Below are 17072 nucleotides of genomic sequence, written 5' to 3'. Positions count from 1 at the left end.
CGGCGTCCGGACCCTATTCAGGCCACAATGGACTGGTACTGGTCTCCCTCATATTCGGGGGAACCGTTGCCGTGGCCGCTCTTGCCGTCTATCTGGGCTCAGCGGTCACTCAACGTCGCCGTCGCGCGTATACCCCGGCGACTCGATGGCGCGACATTTCCATCCTGTTCACCACTGCGTCACTCGCCCTCTACGTCTGGGGATGTCTCCACATCTTCTTTCTCTACGGGAAGGAGGGGGGAGAAGATTGCTTCACATTGAGTGACTTGGAAAATGGCGTCAAATTGAACGAAGCTGCGGGTGACTTCATCCCGCTTCGACTCATCTGTCACATGTCAGACGGACGCAGCCACTCCATTGTCATCCCCGATTACATCAACCCGTCCATCGCCGCTCTTCTGCTAATCGCTGTGGCGGCCGGAATCGCCTCGGTCGTCCTCCACCGCAAACAGTGCAACTCGCTATCTCAGAGAAAGGAACGCGCCAGTTGAGCCGCACCGGCATAACCCGCAGACACGTCCTCACCACAACGGCTGGCATCACAGCCGCCGCAAGCCTTGCCACCACAGGTCTTCTTGCCACCCCGGCCACCGCAGCGCCCCAACCTCTCAAGAACGACAAGCTGAAGGAGGCACTGCGCCGCCTCGAAGCCCGACGCCGTCGCCTCCATACGGGACGCCCCTCCGCCAACCGGTGGGAGATGCAGAAGGCTGTCGACCCGGAAGGGGACATCGTGACGCGTCCTGTGTCCGGCACTGGCCTGAGCATCGCAGTGCGAAAAGGCGATGTGGACACGGTTCTGGTGTATGTGATCCGGCGCTTCCACTACGAGGTCGACGCCCTCGGCCTGCACGGCGAACCGAACCCGGTCGAGGGCTGGGTGGCACCCTCGGCGGTCCGCGACGGCCGGCTCCCGGAGTCGAACCAGGCGTCCGGCACCGCCGTCGTGATCCGGCCGGACTCCTATCCGCCCGGCGTGCGGGGCGGCTTCACCACGGGACAGCAGCTGATCATCCGCGACATCATCGCCGACACCGAAGGCGTCGCCCGCTGGGGCGGCGACGACCGCCGCCCCTACGAGGGCCTGTTCTACCTCACCGTGCGTCCGGGGGACGCACGTCTGGAGCGGGTCGCGGCCAAGATCCGGGCCTGGGACGAAACTCCGGGAGCGGGTGCCGGGGTGGTACCCGACGTGACGCAGCCCTCGCGGCGCCGCCAAGCCGCCCGCTACCGCTGAGCGGTCCGACACCTGACGCGCTCGTCCCTGGCAGGGTTCACCCTGCCAGGGACGGCGACCTCGGGTGAAATCGCGGCGAGATCCAGGCACCTGACGGTCGAAGCCCGCTCAGGCACCAGCTCGCGTACCCGCACAGCAGCGGCCGGGCCGCCCCCGGGACTGGCTGTGGCGTCGAACCGGTCCAACCGGCTCACCGCGCGCCGAACCCTGGACGCAGCTCTGCACATCACCCTGTACGCCGCCACTTGCACGCGCAACAAACCTCTCTTGGTCTGCTACGCGCGTCCCAGCAGCTCACCACTGCCTCACCCGGAACTGCCCACGCCACCGTCTCAAGCGCGCTCGTGCCCCATCCGCGCCCTTCAGAGCACCCCACGTGCCACTACGTGCCATTCGTAGGGGTAAACAGGGGTCACTACGGGCACCGTCCGGTCGCTACCCAGCCGCACACCTGTGCAGCGTTTCCGCTGGTCAGGAACATGTCTGGCGATCAAGTGCTGGTTGATTCCCAAGCTCAGAGCGCGGGTTCGATTCCCGTCACCCGCTCCAAAGAGAAGCCCCAGGCCAGCGGCCCGGGGCTTTGGTGTTGTCTCGACCGGATCAGACGTCCCGTGCCCGTTGCGTGCCCGATGCCTGATCGTCGGGCACGTCGCCGGCCTTCTCACGCTCGGCCTGGACGCGGGCGTCGATCCCGTCGGCCACATCCCTCTGTCGATCCAGGTTCGAGTGCTGATAGATCATCGCGGCCCGCTCCGAGGACTGCCCGGCCCGCACCATCGTGTCCTTGAGGGTGGCGTTAACTGGTCTCTGGGCTGCTCTTTCGGCAGCTTAGGGACTAGGGCAAGCGTCGACTGAACGCGACCTAGCCAAGCCCTGGCGTACAGCAGCGCAGTACCGCAACCACAGCAACCGTTCCCAATCCGGTAGCGCTCCTCCAGGGCCGTGCAGCGACCGGAATGACCGTCGCTGACCGATCCGGCTAGAGCTACGGATCAGATGGCGTGCGCAACCGTGCTCCACCTACGTCCTGCATGCGCCTCCCCTGTGCCCCTGCCGCACGCGAAAGTGCGAGGGGTCCAGGGACATGAGGGTTCGGACTAGGAGGGCATGCGATGGCATCTCAGTCCAAGTGTGGCGCTCGTACCAAGGCTGGCACGCGGTGCAGGAACCTCGCCGTGATCGGCACTTCTCGCTGTGCGCGGCACCAGGGGCCTTGGTCCGCCATCGGTGTAGCCCAACGTAAACAGAAGGAAGCAAAGGAGAAGAAGCGTCAGCTTCGCAAGAAGCGGTAGCCGATCTTGGATTACGAGTTCTCAGGACCTCCGGCCAAGGCCCGCGCGGTCTCATCCGCTGCCGTTCGCGGCCGTTCAACGTGTCGGCGCGCAGCGACGCAGGTCAAGATTTGGACGGCTACGAACCATGACGGACTGGGTCATGCAGAGTTGGAAAGCGTGCGCCTGCCCTCTCCACGCGAGAGGTGGTGGGCGGCCGGCGATGGCAGGTTGTCTCCTGGCCATCGCCGAAGCTGCTGGGAACGCCACAGGTTCCAGCCGTTTCAGGCTGCGGCCGTTGGATTCGCCGGCTCGGCGGCGCGGCGGTATTCGGCATTGATGCGCTGGGCTTCTTCGAGTTGGTCTTCGAGGATGACGATGCGACAGGCGGCCTCGATGGGCGTGCCGTGGTCGACGAGTTCCCGGGCGCGGGCCGCGATGCGCAGCTGGTAGCGGGAGTAGCGGCGGTGGCCGCCCTCGGAGCGGAGCGGGGTGATGAGGCGGGCTTCTCCGATGGCGCGGAGGAAGCCCTGGGTGGTGCCGATCATCTCGGCGGCCCGGCCCATCGTGTAGGCGGGGTAGTCATCGTCATCGAGACGGCTGAGCGAGTCGTCTGCTGTCATTGCACCTCTCTGTGGAACGTGTGGAGGGGCCCTGGTGCCGTATGGCACCAGGGCCCCGAAGGAACTGCTACACCATCTGCCGGCCCTGGTACTGCGCCGGCCTTCTGTTTCCGCACGCCCACCCGGGAGAGGGCGGGGAATGCGGGGATCGCGGTTGCCTGACCGGAGACCACCTCACTATCGATGTCCTGCGGTACCCGGGCTCAGTGATTCGCCCGGGCGATCCTGATGGCGCTCAACTCCTCCGTTCTTCCCTCTTAGATCACTTACCTATCTACTGGTACTGCGAACTGCTGGTGGCCTGTGACAGCGCCACTCTTCGGCAGCCAGCCCCGTCGCCCGTCCTGCGTCTGCTCTGGCTTAGAACCCCACTGCCGAACCTCCCGGTGCGCGCGTCCGCAGCCGACGCCTTCACCGAGGTGCTGCTCACTGACTTCACTGCTGGGTACTGCGAACTGCACTTACAGGTACTGCCACTGCGGTACTGCTCACGGCGGCCCCTGATCACTGCGGGCCACCCGGTCCGGCCGCCAGTCCCGTCGCCATCCTGCAACCGCTCCGGCTTCGGAACTCCACCACCGCACCGTCCTGCAACTGCGGTACTGCTGCCCGGCAGTTCATCTCTGCCGGGCCTTGCTGATCTCGGCTACGAGAGAAACCATAACCACACCACGACCCAATGTCTACTCCAGCCGTCATAGATTTCCGCGCGCTCAGCGGTCAGGTAATCGAGCCCTGCCGGGTTAGGGAGTCGCGGGGCGGGGCACAACGGGCGGGTAGGCAGGACCGGGCATTGACGAGCCAGAAACCAGGGTGAACCTGATGGACACGATGTGCGTCGACGCCACGACCATCCGCTCCGCGACCCCCGTCGCCGACGCGCGCGAGACCACGCGGGCCTTTCTCCAAGCCCTCTGGCAGCCGGCCCTCGACTCAGTTGCGGCCGACACCGTCACCCTGGTCGTCTCCGAACTCGTCACCAACGCCCTGCGCCACGGCGGCGGCACCTGCACCCTCCGCCTGACCGCCCACCCCGACCTCATCGAGGTGGCCGTCGACGACCCCAGCTCGCAGGCGCCGCGCATGCGCACCCCCGACCTGAACGGCGGCACCGGAGGCTTCGGCTGGGCCATGGTCAACCACCTCGCCCGCGCCACCGCAGTGACCCGCCGGCCGTCCGGCGGCAAGACCGTAAGCGCCCTCCTCGCCCGGTAGCCCCAAGGGCCGGCGCCGACTGCGCTCACCAGATGCTCTCGGTCTGCACAGCTCCATCCCCATGGGCCGAATGGGGTATCACACCAGGCCTCTCATCAGAGCTGCATGACTGATCGATGTCGGGAGCCCGCCCTTGTGGACCTGACATCATCCGCTGACATCAACGACTCCGGACAAGGGCGTGCATGGGCACCTCTGTCCGGCTGTCATGACGACGGAGCCTCGGGGCCACATCGGCGCCCGATCGAACTCCCAGAGGGGTGCTCACCGCTCGTGCCCGATCCGTGCCCGACAGGTCGGTGAACCACGGGCAACAGCGGGTGCCAGGAAGAGCCCTAGGGTCAGCCCAGGCACCCGTGCGCGCAGGTCAGGCCGCAGTCGAGGCCCCAATACGCCGCGATTCCCAAGCTCAGAGCGCGGGTTCGATTCCCGTCACCCGCTCCATACGAAAGCCCCAGGTCAGGGACCTGGGGCTTATCTGTTGTCCGGTCCACTCGTAGGTCGCGCGCCGTACACGTGCCATAACGCGCCTGCCAGCTGGCGGAGTTGGCACCCACAAGCCCCTCGCAGCTATGAACTCGCACAGAAGCGCAGTGGGGTGGATGCGGGCGCGGACCAGGAGAAGCGCACCCCTTTCCTGCCGCAGATCATGAAGCTCCTCGTCGGGACGACGGTTCAGATGCCGTCCGCCTCGGCCACCGTGAACGGCTGCGGCGTCCCGGGGCCCATCGGGCCACCCTTGTCGAACTGGGAGCGGACGACGAGCGTCCGGCCGCGGCTGTGGACGATCGTGGTCGGGATCTGGAGCGCCTGGTCGGCGATGCGGCGCTCCATGCGGGCGGACGCGCCGTCGTCGCCGACCTTCCACCGGCTGATGGCGTTGGTCACGTTGTGAACGACCCAGAGGGTGTTGCCGCGCATTTCGAGGCCGTCGCCGTGCAGCGCGTCTCCGCCGTGCAGGACGACTTGGCGTACCGCGCCCGACGCCACGTCGACGCGGTAGAGGGTGCCCGCGGTCATGTCGACGGTCAGCAGATAGCGGCCCGAGGGGTCGGCCACGATGCCGTTGAGTGCAACGCCGCCGGCCGGGGCGTTGGGGAGCGCACCGGCCAGGTCGTAGGCCGTGGTCAGCTCGGCACGCCCGCCGCGCGCGGCGGCCCGCGCCAGCTGCCGGGGCGTGACGCTGTAGAGGACACCCCGGTAACTGTCGGTCAGATAGGCGCTGCCGTCCGGGGCGATCGCCAGGTCGTTGACGAACGACTTGGCGCTCCCGGTCACGTCGAAGCGGGCGATGAGCTTGCGGTCGTGAAGGTCGTAGACGGCGACGCCGGCGGTCGAGTCGATGACCCACAGCCGGCCGGCGCGGTCGACCTTCAAGCCGTTCGCGGTGGTGCGCCCGTCGGTGCCGCACGGAAGGAAGACCTGGGCGGTGCGGTGCCCGGGCGTCGCCTTGTAGACGGCGCCGGTCGCGTACGAGCCGACGTAGATGTCGCCGGTGCGCGGGTCGGCAGCGATGCCTTCCGGGTAGACGCGGGCGCCGGGCAGGTCGTACGCGGTGGAGACGCGGGCGCGGGTCTCGTGCCGGGCGGCGGTGTGCGAGGCCGGTGACGTGGCCGCGGGTTGGCCGCTCGCGGTGGCGGCGAGCGGCACGACGACGGCGGTCAGGGCCAGGGCGGCCGAGATCAGAGCGCGGCGTGTGATCGCTTGGGACATGGGTGGGTGCCTCCCCGTTGCCGGCGCATGCGAGTGTCGTCCGCATGCGATCGAATGTGTACGAAGTTATATTCGAACTCTAATCTTCGTCAAGACTCTAATTGCTATATGTGTACTCATTATTGGGTGAGCGCTTCCCTGCTTTATGGCCGTTACGATGCGGAGATGACGTCCATGCCCGTGTCCGAGCGCCTCGGTTCTTCCATCAAGCGCGCCGAGCAGGCTCTGAACGGTGCCAAGCACGCGGCGCTGAAGCCGGCCGGTCTGACGGTCCCGCAGTACGCGGCTCTGCTCTACAGCTCCGAGCGGCCCGGCATCTCGGCCGCCGCGCTGGCGCGGGCGTGCGGAGTGACGCCGCCGACCATGAACACGGTGCTGAAGAACCTCCAGGAGCGCGGCCTCATCGAGCGCACTCCGCACGAGTGGCACAAGAACATCCTGGAGACCCGGCTCACGGATGAGGGCCGCGCCGCCATGGATAACGCCGACGCGCGGGCGGTACCGGTGGAGCGGGCACTGGCCGCCGAGTTCACCGACGAGGAGCGGGCAACACTTGTCGGCCTGCTCGCCCGGTGCGCCGCCCTGCTCGATTCCGTGCGGCCTGACTAGGCCGTGCCCGGCGGTGGAACGGCCGGTCCTCGCGGCATGATCGCGGCACCGCGGGGGGACGGGTGGAGGCCGGGGCGATGCCGGTATCGAGGGCATGGCCGACATCACCGACGCACCACCAGGGCCCCAAGAGGGTTCGATTCTCGTCACCCGCTCCACGATGAAGGCCCTGGTCAGAGGCCAGGGCCTGTTTGTTGTCTAGACCATATTGGGGCGGCTGCCGTAAGGGCACGTCCACCAGCGCAAACCGCATCGAAGGACCTCCGGCAGCGACGCCTGGCGCCTCTTCGTCACCTATCGCGAAATCGACTTTCGGTAATCTGCGCCGCAGGTTCCCGACGGGTCGGCAGTGTGCGGACGCGAAGTTACAGTCATCCACCAACGTTCGCGGTGCTCGGTCGTACCGTCTGTCTGCGCCTCGCTGCCAGTTGACCGACGCCGGGTGGGCGTGGCACGAGGGGTCGTGTGCCAGGCGGGGTCCGTCGCCACTTTTCGAGTGACCAGCGGCCTGTGCAGCCGGTCAAGGCGAGCGGCGTACGCACCTCTGGGCGTCGGCGCCGTCCCGTCATGGCTTCGCGCCGCGGGGCACGACCATCTCGGTCAGCCGGGCAGCACCCGGTTCCAGGCCCGACCAGGGCCCTGACAGGCACAGCACGGCGATCGCGGACGTCGGGAACTTCGTACGCGTCTGCTCCAGGGCGTAGCCGTCCGCCTCACCGGTGAGCATCAGGACCAGGTCCTGCACGCCGGGGTTGTGCCCGACCAGTATCAGCGTCCGTACGTGCGCCGGGATGTCCCGTACGACGCCGAGCAACTCCCCGGCGCTCGCCAGGTAGAGGCGTGCGTCGTGGGTCACCGGCGTGGTGGCGTCGAGCTCGTCCGAGACGAGGTCCCATGTCTGGCGGGTGCGCCGGGCGGTGGAGCACACGACGAGGTCGGGAACGCAGTCGGCCTAGCGCAGCCAGCGGCCGGCGGCCGGGGCGTCACGGCGGCCGCGCGGGGCGAGAGGCCGCTCGTGGTCGGCCACGTCGTCGGGCCAGGCGGATTTGGCGTGCCGCAGCACGACCAGGCGCCGGGAGTCGCCTGCGCTCACGGCGTCTCCTGGTGCTGGTGGCCGACCTCGCGCGCGAGGTCCAGCCCGAGGACGCGGTCGAGATGGGCGAACGTCTCGAACTTGGCACCGGCCGGCACTTCCGCGTCCCTCTCCACGCTGCGCAGTATGTCCAGGACGGCGGGGACGCCGAGATTGTCGGCGAGCGCGGCATGAGCCTGTCGCAGCAGGTCGGCAGGGATCGGCCTGGATGGCTCCTGCGCCCAGTCGGCCACCAGTTGCCGCCAGTGCCGCAGTGTCCGCCGGGCCTCGACGAGCGCGGCACCGGTGACCATGACGGGCGTGCGGTAGGCATGGCCGAGCATCAGCATCCTGACAGCCAGCGGATCGGTTCCCTCTGCGGCGGCTGCGTCCGGGGAGCCTGGGACACCCTCGCCAGGGGGTACTGTGCCGACCCGGCCCACGTCGATCCGTACCCCCTCGACGCTGTCTTGCTGGTCGGTGCCGAGCGCGAGCACGTGCACGTCGGCAAGAGCGCTCGGTGTCTGACTCGGATCGTGAGCACGGACGGTGGCGGGCGGGTGGATGCCGAGTACGGCCATGACCCGGTCGAGCGCCTGAACTTGCTCCTGCGGCAGGTCCGGTGCGGTGAGCACCGTCAGGGTCTGCAGGCCGTGCAGCTCAGCGGTGCGCGCGAGTACGTCGCCGAGCAGCAGCACGCGCAGGTGCACCGCGCCGATCCCGTTGTCGATGACCGGTAGATGGACGCAGATGCGCAGGAGGTGGCGGTGCGCGGAGGGAATCTCCACGAGGTGGCCGGTGCGGGAGTCGGCGATACGCAGCATGCTGCGGAGGCTAGTCGTGGAAACCTCCGGTACGGAGGAAGCCGGCAGATGAAGCCTCGCGCCACAGAAACCCGGGTTCGGCCGGTGCGGCCTCATCGCAGCCGCTCGCGGCCGGCCCTGCAGCCGAACCCCACGCACCCCACGTGCCACTACGTGCCATTCGTAGGGGTAAACAGGGGTCACTACGGGCACCGTCCGGCCGCTACCCAGCCGCACACCTGTGCAGCGTTTCCGCCGGTCAGGAACATGCCTGGCGATCAAGTGCTGGTTGATTCCCAAGCTCAGAGCGCGGGTTCGATTCCCGTCACCCGCTCCAATGATCAAGGCCCAGGTCAGGGACATGATCCCAACCCGGGTGGGCGGCGGGCCAAGCGCGGGTTGGGAATCCTGTCCGGATTCCAGTCGTCGTTTCCATCGGATGCAGGGCACCTAAGGGGCCACCGAAGTCGATGACAGCGCAGACACGGGAGGGTCCTCACCGATGAACGATCAGACAGATCAGCGGACGGTACTGCTCATGCTCGTTGGGAGCGGCGCGGTGTACATCGCTCTGGAGCACCCGTCCTTCGGCACAGCCCTGCTGGTTGGCGTCGGAGTGATGACGCTGCTGCATCTCCTGTTGAAGGACCGGTGACTCAGGGCGCCTGCCTCTGCTCTGCCACAGGACACACTGTCCCGTCTCACTGAAGGTTGACCGATCTCACTGAAGGTTGAGCGGTGTCAGGCCGCGGTTTCCGCGCCGCTGAGAGGGATAACGCGAGCCGTGGCGCTGGCGGTTGCGATCACCATGTCGTCCGAGTCGGACAGCGAAGCTTCCAGGTAGGCGATATCGCCCACCCGATGCACGACGCGGCCGTTCCCGAAGAGCCGCCCGGGGCGGACCGGGCGGAGGAAGGACACCTTGAGCTCCATGGTGGACTGAAACTGGTCGGGCTGGAGTGTGGCGAGAAGAGCAGGGCCGACCATGTCGTAGAGCATCGCGGCGAGAAAGGCCCCCAGCACGTTGCCCGTCGGATTGGTGAAGTCCTCGGTCGCGTTGAACGCCAGACGAATCGTACCGTTCTCGACGTCCGCGTCGATGAATTCCAACCCCAGGGTGGCCGCCGCACGCGGCAACGGCGAGCGCCCGTCCACTGCATCCCAAAACAGGCCGGAACGTCCGCTCATCACATCTCCCTGGGCGCGACCGTCTGGTGCCGTCCGCCGTCCATCCTTTCCCCTGCGGTCCCTTCACGCGAACAGAGAGGCCTGACCGGCCACTTGAGTGAGGCGTAGCGGTTGAACTGTGCCGGCCAGGCCGACTCGCTGCTCCTCGGCCGCCGGGCGGACCACAGCAACGCCCCGGGCCCCGGTGAGGGGCGCCCGGGGCGTGTGATGCTGCAGCCGCACGGGAACCAGCAGTCCCGGTCAGGCACTCCTGGTTATGCGAACTGGCCGGGCTGGTAGTCGCCGGCGGGCTGCTGGATGATGACGTTCGCCCGGTTGAAGGCGTTGATGAGGGCGATGGCGCACACCAGGGCGGCCAACTGCTCCTCGTCATAGTGCTTGGCGGCGTTCGCCCATGCCTCGTCCGTCACCCCACCGGCCGCATCCGCGATGCGGGTGCCCTGCTCCGCCAGCTCCAGCGCGGCCCGCTCGGCCTCGGTGAAGACAGTGGCCTCCCTCCACGCCGCGACCAGGTTGAGACGTACCGACGTCTCACCGGCGGCGGCGGCGTCCTTGCTGTGCATGTCGGTGCAGAAACCGCACCCGTTGATCTGACTGGCGCGGAGCTTCACCAGCTCCTGCGTCGCGGCCGGCAGCGTCGAGTCCTCGAGCACCTTGCCTGCCGCAATGATGTGCTTGAAGACCTTGCCTACGGTCGGGCTGCTGAAGGCGTCCAAACGGGCACTCATGCCGATCTCCTCTGCCGTTGTCGGTGCTTACACACTTACGACGGAACAGCTCGGCAGGATGTGACATGAACGCCTGTGTCCTGCGTCTCCCCTCCCGCACGGCAGCAGGGACCACCACGCGACGTTCACGTCCACTGCCGAGAGGTCACCCCTGGCCCCTGAGCGCTTCAGTTGGCGGGTGAGCGTCTGAGTCGGCAGGGCCGAGCGCTTCAGCTGGCGAGCCCGATCCGGCACGGGCCGGGGTGGTGGTCTCCAGAGGCTGTTCCAGGAGACCGCGGGCCAGAGCCCGGCGACCGGGCCCGACTGTCCCCCACCTGGCGAACGTCGCCACCGGACGCCTCGACCAAGGAAGCCCTCGGCGCACCCCCCGGACGTCGACTCGGACGCCGACCCCGACGGCGCACCCGACTCGCGTTCCGACACTCAAAGCGTCGGTGAAGCGGCGGTCCGCGCGCCCCGCCGGGGATCGAACCGTTCTCCGGCATTGCAGCTGAACTTGCCCTGGTCAAGCGGATCCTGACGATGACTCACGAAGTCGACCTGCGGCTCAAGTCCACCTCCGGCCCGGTGCTTGTCTTGCCTGTCGGATATCCGGGCCCAGCTGAGCAGCCTGCTCCGTCCGGGCTTGGTTGATCAATCCGCAAGCCAGTTGCCGTGGAAGCCGTACGGCACGCGAGTCGGCAGATGAATGATGGCGACCGGGTCGGCGGCGAGGTCGCCCGCGTCCAGGATGACCAGGTCGCTGCGGTCGGTGCCGGCGTCGTAGACGTACGTCATGAGCCAGCCGGGGCCGCCCGCCGCGTCGCAGGCCGGGGCAAAGGCGGCCTCGCCGGGCATGCGGCGGGGCCCGAAGTCATGCTCCGTCGCCGCGCCGCTGCCCAGCTCGTACCGCACCAATGAATTGCCACAGGTCACGTGCCCGTAGGTGGCATCGAGCCCGGTCAGCCGGTCATCGACCCGAGGGAACTCGCCGGGACGGTCGTCGCACTGCTCCTCGCGGACCGTCCCGGTGGCCGGGTCGATCGTCCACTTCCAGAGCACGGCCTCCTGCCTGCGGTCGATGACGTCGCCGGTCCGCCGCCACAGCTCCGGGTAGCGCATGACGTGCAGCACGATGGTGCCGTCCGGCGCGTCGTAGGCGTTGAGCGGGTGGAACACGTAGCACGGGTCGATGCCGAACCAGCGCACCTCGCCGTACGGGTCGTTGCGGCGCAGCACCCCCAACCGGGCGCCGTAGCCGTCGTCCCAGCGGTAGGGCATGGTCCCGGTCATGGCCAGGTTTGGGTCGAAGACGACGGGCAGGTCCATGAAGACGACGTGCTCCGCGGTGAGGTTGAAGTCGTGCATCATCGTCGGCCCCGGCACCTCGACAGACCTGCTGATCACCAGCTCGCCCGAGGCATCCGCCCGGTGGTAGGTGAGGTAGGAGGCTTCCAGCATCCCGTAGCCGAAGAAGTGCAGCTCCCCGGTGACCGGGCACGCCTTCGTGTGCGCGGTCATCGCGGTGCCCAGCTTCCCGCCGAAGTCGTACGCGCCGACCGTGTCCAGGCCGCAGGTGAGCTCGTAGGGCAGTGCCGTCTCGACCAGGGCGAGGGTCCGGCCCGCGTGCCGGATGACGTGGGTGTTGGCCGGGCCCGCGGTGAGGTCGCGGTGGCCTTGGTCGTCGTAGGTCCGGGCCCCGTCGGTGAAGCTGCGGGTACGCACCCAGCGGTTGCGGTACGAGGTGGCCCGGCCGCCCTCCAGCCGGACGCCGTGGATCATGCCGTCGCCGAAGAACCAGTGTCCGGAGGCGGCGTCGGCCGGGTTCGGCCCGTTGCGGAGGTACCAGCCGACCAGCTCGGCGGGGATCCGCCCGGTCACCCGCAGGTCGTACGCGGTGAGTTCTTCGCCGACCGGGGCGTAGTTGCCCGCCAGGTGGGGCCGGGCCCGGGGCGCGGAGATCATCGGACACCGGCCTTGGCCTGGACGTGCGCGATGTAGCGGACGGTGAACATCATCGGGATCACGAAACCGGCGACCTGGATGAGCGTGGCGAGGGCCGAGTGGCCGTTCCCTTCGTGCGCCACGAAGGCGAGCACGACAGAGGTCAGGGCAAAGGCCGCGGTCCAGACGGCGGTGATGATGACGTTGGTCTGGATGAACGGCTTGAGCCCCCAGACCTCGCGCGGGGTGGTGCGCTTGGCGATGCCCGACGTGAACGGCTTGCCGATGGCCAGCGAGACCCCGGCGATGACCGCGAGTGTGCCCGACGACAGCGCCGCCGAGTAGTCGTGCACGCCCGAGTCCGGGTTGGCGAAAGCGATGACGGCCAGCACGGCGAAGAAGACCGCGGAGCCGAGCTCGATGATCAGCGCGTCGAATCCGGCACCCGCCCGTACCTGCTGGACGATCACCGCCACCGCGACCACCAGGGCTGCCAGCGCCGCCCACTGCCAGTTCCCCGAGGGCAGCACGGCGAAGACGATCCACGGGAGGAAGGTGCGCAGGTAGGACATGAGGTCTCCGCTTCAGCGTTCCGTTTCTGACATGTCAAAACTAGAAGGTCTGATAACAACATGTCAATAGTGGAATGTAGACTGTGGAACATGAGCCTTCGACACGCCCTGCTCGGGCTCCTCTCCGAGCGCCCCGCCAGCGGCTATGACCTGCTGAAACTGTTCGAGACGTCGCTGGCCACCGCCTGGCCGGCAACCCAGAGCCAGATCTACACCGAGCTGACCAAGCTGGCGGACACAGGGCTGATCATGGTGACAGCCGAGGGGCCGCGTGGCCGCAAGGAGTACGCCCTCACCGACGAGGGACTGGCCGAGCTGCGGCACTGGCTTACCGAGACCAAGCCTCAGCGGAACACCCGCAGCGACATTCTCCTGCGAGTGTTCTTTCTCGGGGTGCTGACGCCCGAGCAGGCGCGCGGCTACCTCACCGAGCTCATCGAGCTGTCCGATCAGGGGTACCAGAGTCTGCACCGACTGGAGAAGTCCGTCGACTGGGATGACGACAATCTTTCGGTCTACGGCCGGATCGCCCTGGAGTACGGCCTGCGGTTCAACGCCATGCGCCGCGACTGGGCCGAGTGGGCGGCCGGCCAGATCGCCTGACGGCTGGTGGACCGACGGGAGCGCTGCGGGAACCGGACTTCACCGTGGAACCGCCCCTCGGCGACGGCGTCGAGCGCATCGGTCATGGACCATCAGACGAGCTGTAGTCCACTTCGGCCGCGCCCACGCTCCTGCCTTCGTCCCGCTCGGCGCGCCGTCCGCCGCCGCGCGCCCACCAGATAGGCCACGGGGCATGAGGTGAGAACCGCGGCGGCTGGGGCGGTCGGCACTCCGAGGCTTTGGGCCCTACCTTTCGGGAAACCCGGCCCTACTGCTCTGGATCACAAGACGGCGGCCCGGTCACCGCGAGACGTGAACGGGGTGAGCGATGATTGAAAAAGACACGCCGACGTCACGCACGCTCCTCATAACGAGAACGACCGGCGGCCTGACCGGAACGGTGGCGATGGTTCCGCAGGTTTCCCGTGCCGGCTGCGTCCCGGCAAGGTCGCGGGTCTTCCGCGCATCGCATGCGCTTGAGAACGCCATGGCGACGTGCACAACCCGCTCTGCCGGTTCCCTGAGCGATCAGTCGGCACCGCCCGGGGACCCCGGGGCAGAAGAGAGTTCCCATGATGAAAATCGCTGACCAACTACGGGCCTCTCCCGGGCCTGCGGCCGAGGTCACAGCACGGCGGTCGGTGTCCGCCGGTGACGCCGGTCTGCTTCTTATCAGGATCACGTTCGGCCTGCTGATGGCAGGACACGGCTGTCAAAAGCTTTTCGGGATATTCGGTGGCGAAGGCCTCACCGCCACGGGGAAAGGGTTCGCCGCACTGGGCTACAGCCCCGGAAAGGTCTACGCCGCCATCGGCGGTGGCTCGGAGTTCCTCGGAGGCCTCGGACTGGCTCTGGGTCTGTTCACCCCACTGGCGGCGGCTGCCCTGATCGGCGTAATGATCAACGCCATGGTGACCGTTAGCGCGGCACACGGTCTGTGGGACGCGAACGGCGGCGTGGAGTACAGCGTGTGCATCGCGGTCGTCGCCCTCGCCATCGCCGCCATCGGCCCCGGCCGGCTCGCCCTCGACCGGCCCTTCCGCTGGGGGAAGGGCGGCTGGGGTGAAGCCGCCTTCGCACTGTGTCTCGGAGGGATTGGCGCCGCCATCGTGCTGAGCCTCTAGAGCCGACCGTGCGGGCCGGCGTTCACCCTGCGGGCCATCTGCGTTTCCGGGGAGGGGATGGTGCGAGCCACGCGCACACCGAGGGCCGGGCATGTCGTTCGGCGCCGCGGTGCTTCGCATGGTCGAACGGCTACGCCCCGACGTCGTAGTGATGGACGTGCGGATGCCTGATGTGGACGGCATCGAGGCGACTCGGCGACTGCGGTCCGTGCTGCCCGACCCGCCGAAGGTCATCGTGATCACGACCTTCGAGAACGACGAACACGTCTACGACGCCCTGCGGGCCGGTGCCAGCGGGTTCATCCGCAAGCGGGCGCCGTCCCAGCAGATCGCGCACGCCATCCGGCTGGTAGCCGGCGGTGACTCCGTACTGTTCCCGGACGCCGTCCGCCGACTCGCCGCCGGCCGGCCCGTACGACGGGATGCCGCCACCGGCGCGGCCGCCCTGCTCACCGGCCGCGAGATCGAGGTCCTGCGGCTCATGGCGAAGGGCCGGTCCAACCAGGAGGCGGCCACGCAGCTGCGGGTGAGCCTGGAGACCGTCAAGACGCACGTGGGTAACGTGCTGACCAAGCTGAGCGCCACCAACCGCACCCAGGCGGTCGTCATTGCCTACGAAGCGGGTCTGGTGGGCTCCGGGACGAACGACCAGTAGCACCGGTCGGCGGAAGTACGACCACCGCGCACCGGACCACCGCCCTGCGCCGCGTACCGGCCCATGGGATTGGCGTAGCCCGTCTGCCGTCGTGCCCGAGGCGTGCCCGATCAGGGGGTCTGATGGACCGCCAGGGATCTGACACGGAAGGCATGGACCACCTCGGCCACGCCGAGGACGATCAGCCACAGGCCGGACACCAAGGTGAGGGCGGCGAGCGAGCCGAACGGGGAGATGATCAGCACGATGCCCGCCAGGATGGTGATGGCACCGAAGAACAGCTGCCAGCCGCGGGCGGGCAGCCCCTCGGTGGAAACCGCCACGGCCACCAGCATGATTCCGCGCAGCAGCCAGCCGAATCCGATCCACAGGGCCAGCAGCAGCAACGACTGAGTCGCTCCGCGGAAACAGATCAGCCCGAGCAGCACGCACAGCGCGCCGATGACGAAATTCAGCACCCGCATACCGCCGGGCACGTGCGGGCCGAAGGCGCCCGCCAGCTGAAAGATGCCGTTGACCAGCAGGTAGATACCGAACAGGACGCCGACCACCGCCAGCGTCGCGTCCGGCCAGGCGAGGACACAGACGCCCAGAACGATCGCAGCGATTCCGGCGGTGAGGAGAACCTGCCAGGCGAACTTGGCAAGGGCGCCGGGGGTGCCTCCTGATACTTCGCCGGAGGGGTGGGTCATGGCACCCGCCTTTCGCGGACAGGCCCGGGGACGTGAGGACGCAACCATCCTCTGCCGCTCCGGACACCCCCGCACGGCAGGAGCCGCTGGTCGAGTGCGGCTGCCTGGGACCGATCGGACCCGCCGCTACGCGTACGACCGGGCCGGCCCCTGCGTGTTGGTGACCTCTCCGTCAGGCGCAGTTGGGTGTCGTACGCGAAGGCGTATGTGGTCCCGTCCCGGTCCGTTCGGGTCGGTACGGGTCGGTACGGGTCGGTACGGGTCCGTTCGGGTCCGTTCGGGTCCGTTCGGGTGGCGGGGCCCGCCCGTGGTCACCCCAGCCGGATGCCGCTGCGGGCGGTGATGTGGGGCGGCGGAGTGATGCCCTCCTTGAGCGCCGGATCAGGTTCCGGCTCACCGAAGGAGGTCACCATGGGCAGCACGCCGGCCCATATCCCGAGTTCGGCGTCGGGTCCGTCACCGTCGTCGGGGCCGCCGGTGCGGATCTTGACGGAGGCTTCCTCCAGCGACAGGGCGAGAAGCGCGGTGGCCGCCAGCTCCTTGCGGCTGGGCTGACGTGCGTACTCCCACTGGCCGGGGGTGGCGTGCTGGGTCAGGCAGCGAAGACCGGCGAGTTTCGTCTCGGGGTCGGTGACGAGGCGGGGCGTGCCGTAGATCATCGCGCTGCGGTAGTTGACGCCGTGCTCGAACACCGACCGGGCGAGGACGAGGCCGTCCACATGCGTGACCGTGACGCACACCTCGGCGTTCGGCGCGGCGACGAGGCTCCGGCTGGCCACCGAGCCATGGAAGTACAGATTCCGCCCGTCGGTTCCGTAGACGGTCGGGACGACCATGGGATGCCCGTCGACGACCACTCCGAAGTGGCACATGAAGCCGGCGTCCAGGATCGCGTTGAGGGCTGCGCGGTCGAGGCTTGCCTGCTCCCGCAGTCGGCGGTGACGGGTGCGGTCAGTTGCGGGCAGCGTGGGCGGCAGTGGGCTCTGGTTCACGTGACCTCTTCCAAGTAACTCTTGAATGGGGGCCTTTGGCGCGCGGTGGGCG

General features: G+C 68.1%; 18 protein-coding genes and 1 pseudogene. 8 read left to right on the top strand and 11 right to left on the bottom strand.

Annotated elements, in window-relative coordinates; all coding sequences use genetic code 11:
* The first annotated feature begins 71 nt into the window (after nt 1-71).
* Together ACFWDI_RS06780 and ACFWDI_RS06775 are read left to right on the top strand one after the other, a co-directional pair.
* Nucleotides 72-491 (top strand): hypothetical protein, encoded by a 420-nt coding sequence (locus tag ACFWDI_RS06780; RefSeq protein ID WP_385301742.1) that lies wholly within the window; start codon nt 72-74, stop codon nt 489-491.
* On the top strand, nt 488-1237 hold the full coding sequence (locus ACFWDI_RS06775) for a hypothetical protein (protein ID WP_385301741.1): 750 nt from the start codon (nt 488-490) through the stop codon (nt 1235-1237). The genes ACFWDI_RS06780 and ACFWDI_RS06775 overlap by 4 nt, the downstream gene beginning before the upstream one ends.
* Nucleotides 1238-1837: 600 nt before the next feature.
* Here ACFWDI_RS06775 and ACFWDI_RS06770 read toward each other — a convergent pair.
* The gene (locus tag ACFWDI_RS06770) at nt 1838-2014 is read right to left on the bottom strand and encodes a hypothetical protein (protein ID WP_385301740.1); all 177 of its coding nucleotides are present in this window, start codon (nt 2012-2014) and stop codon (nt 1838-1840) included.
* A gap of 778 nt (nt 2015-2792) precedes the next feature.
* Nucleotides 2793-3131, bottom strand: coding sequence for a MerR family transcriptional regulator (locus ACFWDI_RS06765; protein ID WP_385301738.1), 339 nt, complete (start codon nt 3129-3131; stop codon nt 2793-2795).
* Nucleotides 3132-3953: 822 nt separating this feature from the next.
* Here ACFWDI_RS06765 and ACFWDI_RS06760 point away from each other — a divergent pair.
* Nucleotides 3954-4346 carry an ATP-binding protein gene (locus ACFWDI_RS06760; RefSeq protein WP_385301737.1) on the top strand — a complete coding sequence of 131 codons (393 nt, stop codon included), beginning with the start codon at nt 3954-3956 and terminating at the stop codon, nt 4344-4346.
* A 675-nt stretch (nt 4347-5021) separates the two neighbouring features.
* Here the strand turns inward: ACFWDI_RS06760 and ACFWDI_RS06755 are convergent.
* Complete coding sequence (locus ACFWDI_RS06755) at nt 5022-6059, bottom strand: SMP-30/gluconolactonase/LRE family protein (RefSeq protein ID WP_385301736.1); 1038 nt, start codon at nt 6057-6059, stop codon at nt 5022-5024.
* Nucleotides 6060-6224: 165 nt separating this feature from the next.
* On the opposite strand from ACFWDI_RS06755, the gene ACFWDI_RS06750 reads away from it, so the two are divergent.
* Nucleotides 6225-6668, top strand: coding sequence for a MarR family winged helix-turn-helix transcriptional regulator (locus tag ACFWDI_RS06750; RefSeq protein WP_385301735.1), 444 nt, complete (start codon nt 6225-6227; stop codon nt 6666-6668).
* Nucleotides 6669-7233: 565 nt separating this feature from the next.
* Here ACFWDI_RS06750 and ACFWDI_RS06745 read toward each other — a convergent pair.
* Both ACFWDI_RS06745 and ACFWDI_RS06740 read right to left on the bottom strand, forming a co-directional pair.
* Nucleotides 7234-7761 (bottom strand): annotated as a pseudogene (locus tag ACFWDI_RS06745) (SixA phosphatase family protein).
* Nucleotides 7758-8564, bottom strand: coding sequence for a hypothetical protein (locus ACFWDI_RS06740; protein WP_385301734.1), 807 nt, complete (start codon nt 8562-8564; stop codon nt 7758-7760). The pseudogene ACFWDI_RS06745 and the gene ACFWDI_RS06740 overlap by 4 nt, the downstream one beginning before the upstream one ends.
* A 481-nt stretch (nt 8565-9045) precedes the next feature.
* Here ACFWDI_RS06740 and ACFWDI_RS06735 point away from each other — a divergent pair, with 481 nt between their 5' ends.
* On the top strand, nt 9046-9198 hold the full coding sequence (locus ACFWDI_RS06735) for a hypothetical protein (protein ID WP_385301733.1): 153 nt from the start codon (nt 9046-9048) through the stop codon (nt 9196-9198).
* A gap of 86 nt (nt 9199-9284) precedes the next feature.
* Here ACFWDI_RS06735 and ACFWDI_RS06730 read toward each other — a convergent pair whose 3' ends face one another.
* The 4 genes from ACFWDI_RS06730 to ACFWDI_RS06715 all read right to left on the bottom strand — a co-directional run bounded on the left by ACFWDI_RS06730 (nt 9285) and on the right by ACFWDI_RS06715 (nt 12954).
* Nucleotides 9285-9731, bottom strand: a complete 447-nt coding sequence (locus ACFWDI_RS06730) for a PaaI family thioesterase (protein ID WP_385301731.1) — start codon at nt 9729-9731, stop codon at nt 9285-9287.
* A gap of 254 nt (nt 9732-9985) precedes the next feature.
* Nucleotides 9986-10459: a carboxymuconolactone decarboxylase family protein gene (locus tag ACFWDI_RS06725; RefSeq protein ID WP_385301730.1), complete on the bottom strand. Its 474-nt coding sequence runs from the start codon at nt 10457-10459 to the stop codon at nt 9986-9988.
* Nucleotides 10460-11092: 633 nt separating this feature from the next.
* On the bottom strand, nt 11093-12403 hold the full coding sequence (locus ACFWDI_RS06720) for a carotenoid oxygenase family protein (protein ID WP_385301729.1): 1311 nt from the start codon (nt 12401-12403) through the stop codon (nt 11093-11095).
* Nucleotides 12400-12954: a hypothetical protein gene (locus tag ACFWDI_RS06715; protein WP_385301728.1), complete on the bottom strand. Its 555-nt coding sequence runs from the start codon at nt 12952-12954 to the stop codon at nt 12400-12402. The genes ACFWDI_RS06720 and ACFWDI_RS06715 overlap by 4 nt, the downstream gene beginning before the upstream one ends.
* A 90-nt stretch (nt 12955-13044) precedes the next feature.
* Here ACFWDI_RS06715 and ACFWDI_RS06710 point away from each other — a divergent pair, with 90 nt between their 5' ends.
* The 3 genes from ACFWDI_RS06710 (at nt 13045) to ACFWDI_RS06700 (ending at nt 15336) form a co-directional block, all read left to right on the top strand.
* Nucleotides 13045-13557: a PadR family transcriptional regulator gene (locus ACFWDI_RS06710; RefSeq protein WP_385301727.1), complete on the top strand. Its 513-nt coding sequence runs from the start codon at nt 13045-13047 to the stop codon at nt 13555-13557.
* A 575-nt stretch (nt 13558-14132) separates the two neighbouring features.
* The gene (locus ACFWDI_RS06705; RefSeq protein ID WP_385301948.1) at nt 14133-14681 is read left to right on the top strand and encodes a DoxX family protein; all 549 of its coding nucleotides are present in this window, start codon (nt 14133-14135) and stop codon (nt 14679-14681) included.
* A gap of 91 nt (nt 14682-14772) precedes the next feature.
* Complete coding sequence (locus ACFWDI_RS06700; protein WP_385301726.1) at nt 14773-15336, top strand: response regulator; 564 nt, start codon at nt 14773-14775, stop codon at nt 15334-15336.
* Between the two features lie 110 nt (nt 15337-15446).
* Here ACFWDI_RS06700 and ACFWDI_RS06695 read toward each other — a convergent pair whose 3' ends face one another.
* Nucleotides 15447-16028 carry an HdeD family acid-resistance protein gene (locus ACFWDI_RS06695; RefSeq protein ID WP_385301725.1) on the bottom strand — a complete coding sequence of 194 codons (582 nt, stop codon included), beginning with the start codon at nt 16026-16028 and terminating at the stop codon, nt 15447-15449.
* 311 nt (nt 16029-16339) lie between these two features.
* On the bottom strand, nt 16340-17020 hold the full coding sequence (locus tag ACFWDI_RS06690) for a pyridoxamine 5'-phosphate oxidase family protein (protein ID WP_385301724.1): 681 nt from the start codon (nt 17018-17020) through the stop codon (nt 16340-16342).
* Nucleotides 17021-17072 lie beyond the last annotated feature (52 nt).

The organism is Streptomyces sp. NPDC060064, from assembly GCF_042736455.1.
Classification (GTDB): Bacteria; Actinomycetota; Actinomycetes; order Streptomycetales; family Streptomycetaceae; genus Streptomyces.
The sequence above is the reverse complement of the archived record's forward strand: the minus strand, read 5'-3'. Positions and strand labels throughout refer to the sequence as shown.